Here is a 3,331-nt window from a genome sequence, read left to right as displayed (position 1 = left end):
GCTACATCTGCTCAAACAGCTCAAGCGGCCCCAACACCACACGATACAAACATCGGTGGATTTATTAAACCAGCAGCTGGATCAAAAACTTCTGGTTTTGGCGTGCGCTCTATTGATAACCATAAAGGAATCGATATCGCTGCTTCAGGAACTGTTCCAATTATTGCCGCTGCAGATGGCGTTGTTATTCGCTCAGAATTATCATCTAGTTACGGAAATGTTGTGTACTTATCTCACCGTATTAACGGAAAAACATATACAACAGTATATGCTCATATGAGTAGCCGTTCTGTATCGAATGGACAAACTGTAAAACAAGGAACTCAACTTGGATTTATGGGGAATACCGGCCAATCATACGGACAACATTTACACTTTGAACTTCATCTTGGAGAATGGAATGTCGGTAAGACAAACGCAGTTGATCCATCTCCTTATATCGGATTATAAAAAAACTCGGTGCATACCGAGTTTTTTTATTTCCCCTTCACACACTATAGGCATTCCACATAGACTACAACTAAATGCCTATAGTTTACGGGGTGAATTATATGAATACACAATTACAACAAGAAATACAAGAAGCTAGAGAGACTTTTATTGGCCGGATATTTACATTTGGCGGCTCAGTTTTATTTTTAATCGGATCATTCCTCGCAGTCGTCACAGCCTATAAAGCATATAATCGTTTATTAAATACACCTACAACATAATAAAAAGACGGAGATTTCTCCGTCTTTTTATTATGCAAACATTTTAAATACGCCTATCGCATTTAAAAATACAATAATTACAGTTACTGGAATAACATAACGAAGTAAGAAGAACCAAATATTAAATAATGTTTTCCCTTTCGTTTCCGTAACTTCTAATTCTTTCATTAACATTTCTTTACTCATTTTATTTGGTACGAATAGCGAAATAGCTAGTACCCCTAACGGCAGCAATACGTTACTTACTGAGAAGTCGACTAAATCAAAGAATGTTTTCCCAAATATTTTCACATCACTCATAATACCAAACGATAGAGCTGACGGAATTCCAACCGCAAAAATTAGAATACCAATTAATAACGATGCTGACGGACGCTTTTTCTCGTTATCTTTCGCAACAGATGCTACTACAATTTCAAGCATGGAAATCGCAGATGTTAACGTTGCAAAGAAGAATAACACCAAAAACATAATGAAGAAAAATTGTCCAAATGGTATTTTCGCAAATACTGCTGGAAGGACGATAAATAGTAACCCCGGTCCTTCAGTCGGCTTAACACCTAATGCGAAAATCGCCGGAAAAATCGCTAATCCTGCAAGTACTGTAATAAAAACAGTTAAACTTACAATAGATGTTGCTGATTTCGCTAAATGTTCTTCTTTCTTCAAATAGGAACTATACGTGACCATTACTGAGGCCCCAACTGTTAGCGAGAAGAATGATTGTCCCATCGCGTATAAAATCGTATCTGCTGTCAGTTTTGAAAAATCTGGTTTTAAGAAGAACTCTACCCCAGCAAAAGCACCATCCAGTGTTAACGCACGAACAATAATTGCAATAAACAAAATAAATAATAGCGGCATCATATACTTACTTGCTTTTTCTATCCCTTTCTCTACACCTTTACTTACAACAAAAATCGTACAAAGCATAAAGACAAATTGCGCTCCAATCGCGCTTACTGGATTTGAAATCGTCTCACCGAATAATTGCCCATAATCAGTCACTCCATTCCAGAAGCTTCCTGTCACACTATAGTATAAGTAAAGTAAAATCCATCCACCTACAACACTATAAAAAGATAGTACACTAAAACAAGTAACAACTCCCATGCGACCAATCCAAGGATATACCTTGCTATTTGGCACTAATACTTTATACGCTGTAACTGCCTCTTTTTGCGTACTACGCCCAATAACAAATTCAGCTAAAAGGAGTGGCATACCTATAAATAAAGTTAATAGTAAAAATACAAGGAAGAATGCGCCTCCCCCGCCATTACCTGCAACATATGGAAATTTCCATATTGCACCAAGACCTACTGCGGCTCCGGCTGCTGCGAGTACAAAGCCTATTTTCGACGTCCATTGCTGTGTTTCTTTCATCATAAATTCTCCTTTTCTGAATATTTAAACTTTTGTTAATTATACACTTTCATTTCATACTCGCACACCTCCTTTAGAAAATAAAAAAGTCCCCTACACGCAAATATGCATGTAGAGGACGATATATGTAATGTTAATACCGTGGTACCACCTCAATTGGATTGATAAATCCCACTTGTTCAAGTACAGGAAAAACTCCGATACTCTATCCTTTTAACGGCGGAACCCGGGTTGCCTACTACAATGTTCAACATACCTCTCGCAAGCCCATTCTGTATATTTTATCGTACCGGGCTCACACCTTACCCCAGCTCTCTGAACGTATCAAATATACATACTCTTCTTGCTCATCGATTTCATCTATTGAAGTTACTTGTGATTATAAATTATATTCTTATAGTTGTAAAGTACAATTTATTCATTATCCTATATGAACTCTTCTCTCTAATTCTTGTAAAAACAATTCTCTTTTTTGTTCATTTTGAACATATATCGACTTCAATACCTCTTGCAACAATATATTTCTCTCTCTTTTCTCTATTTGTAATTCTTTCACCTTTATTCTAACTTCGTATAAAAAATCAAGATACGATTCATACGTCTCATCATATTTATTTGCGATATCATCTCGAATTTTTTTTGCAAGTTTCGGACTCGCTCCTCCAGTAGAAACAGCTATATGAAGTAGCCCACGATGAAACGCCGCCGGAAAATGAACATTTCCACTTTCCGGATTCGTAATAACATTTACCAGCTGATTTTCTGCCGTATCTTCAGCAACCTTTTCATTCAATACGGCATCACTACTCGCTGCTACAACTAAAAAAGCACCATTAATATCACTTTTTTCATACTCCCTTTGATACCAACGAATTTTCTTTTCTTCTACAAGTTTCACTAAATTTGCATCCAATTCAGGACTTACCACAACTATATCTGCACCTTGTTTGAGTAAAGGAATAATTTTGAATCCCGCGACTTTCCCTCCACCAATGACAACAACACGTTTCTTCTCAACTCGCACTGTAAGTGGATACATATTGATCTCCCTTCAATAATTTCTTCGTTTTCTGAATTAATATATACTGAAACGCTTCATTCTTCCCTAAATATGGACTTATTTTTATCTCATCTAGCTCATATTGGCGCACTTCTTTTTCAATATGCTTCATAAGCAAACCTGTAAATAACAAGTAAGGCAGTACAACGATATTCTTTTCTTTTCGTTCTAC

Annotated in this window: 5 protein-coding genes and 1 other annotated feature; of the genes, 2 read left to right on the top strand and 3 right to left on the bottom strand. The window is 36.6% G+C overall.

Annotation, left to right across the window (positions count from 1 at the left end):
- The coding region (locus tag MR083_RS26265) for a M23 family metallopeptidase (protein ID WP_242270076.1) at positions 1–450 on the top strand (450 nt) is incomplete at its 5' end.
- 101 nt (positions 451–551) lie between these two features.
- Positions 552–713, top strand: coding sequence for a hypothetical protein (locus MR083_RS26260; protein ID WP_001095994.1), 162 nt, complete (start codon positions 552–554; stop codon positions 711–713).
- A gap of 30 nt (positions 714–743) precedes the next feature.
- Here MR083_RS26260 and MR083_RS26255 read toward each other — a convergent pair whose 3' ends face one another.
- The 3 genes from MR083_RS26255 to MR083_RS26245 form a co-directional block, all read right to left on the bottom strand.
- On the bottom strand, positions 744–2,099 hold the full coding sequence (locus MR083_RS26255; RefSeq protein ID WP_041184454.1) for a sodium-dependent transporter: 1,356 nt from the start codon (positions 2,097–2,099) through the stop codon (positions 744–746).
- Positions 2,100–2,210: 111 nt separating this feature from the next.
- Positions 2,211–2,459, bottom strand: a binding site (T-box leader).
- Between the two features lie 61 nt (positions 2,460–2,520).
- The gene (locus MR083_RS26250; RefSeq protein WP_242270075.1) at positions 2,521–3,138 is read right to left on the bottom strand and encodes an NAD(P)-binding protein; all 618 of its coding nucleotides are present in this window, start codon (positions 3,136–3,138) and stop codon (positions 2,521–2,523) included.
- Positions 3,113–3,331 (bottom strand): CbiX/SirB N-terminal domain-containing protein (locus tag MR083_RS26245; protein ID WP_277931491.1); only part of this gene is annotated, 219 nt, incomplete at its 5' end. The genes MR083_RS26250 and MR083_RS26245, both read right to left, overlap by 26 nt.

It is taken from the genome of Bacillus cereus group sp. BfR-BA-01408 (assembly GCF_022663305.1).
GTDB lineage: Bacteria > Bacillota > Bacilli > Bacillales > Bacillaceae_G > Bacillus_A > Bacillus_A pacificus.
This window is presented reverse-complemented; position numbering and strand designations above follow the sequence as displayed.

Excerpts from the sequence above, each read along its gene's own strand:
- MR083_RS26260 (WP_001095994.1), top strand. The coding sequence starts at position 552 with ATGAATACACAATTACAACAAGAAATACAAGAAGCTAGAGAGACTTTT.
- MR083_RS26255 (WP_041184454.1), bottom strand. The coding sequence starts at position 2,099 with ATGAAAGAAACACAGCAATGGACGTCGAAAATAGGCTTTGTACTCGCA.
- MR083_RS26250 (WP_242270075.1), bottom strand. The coding sequence starts at position 3,138 with ATGTATCCACTTACAGTGCGAGTTGAGAAGAAACGTGTTGTTGTCATT.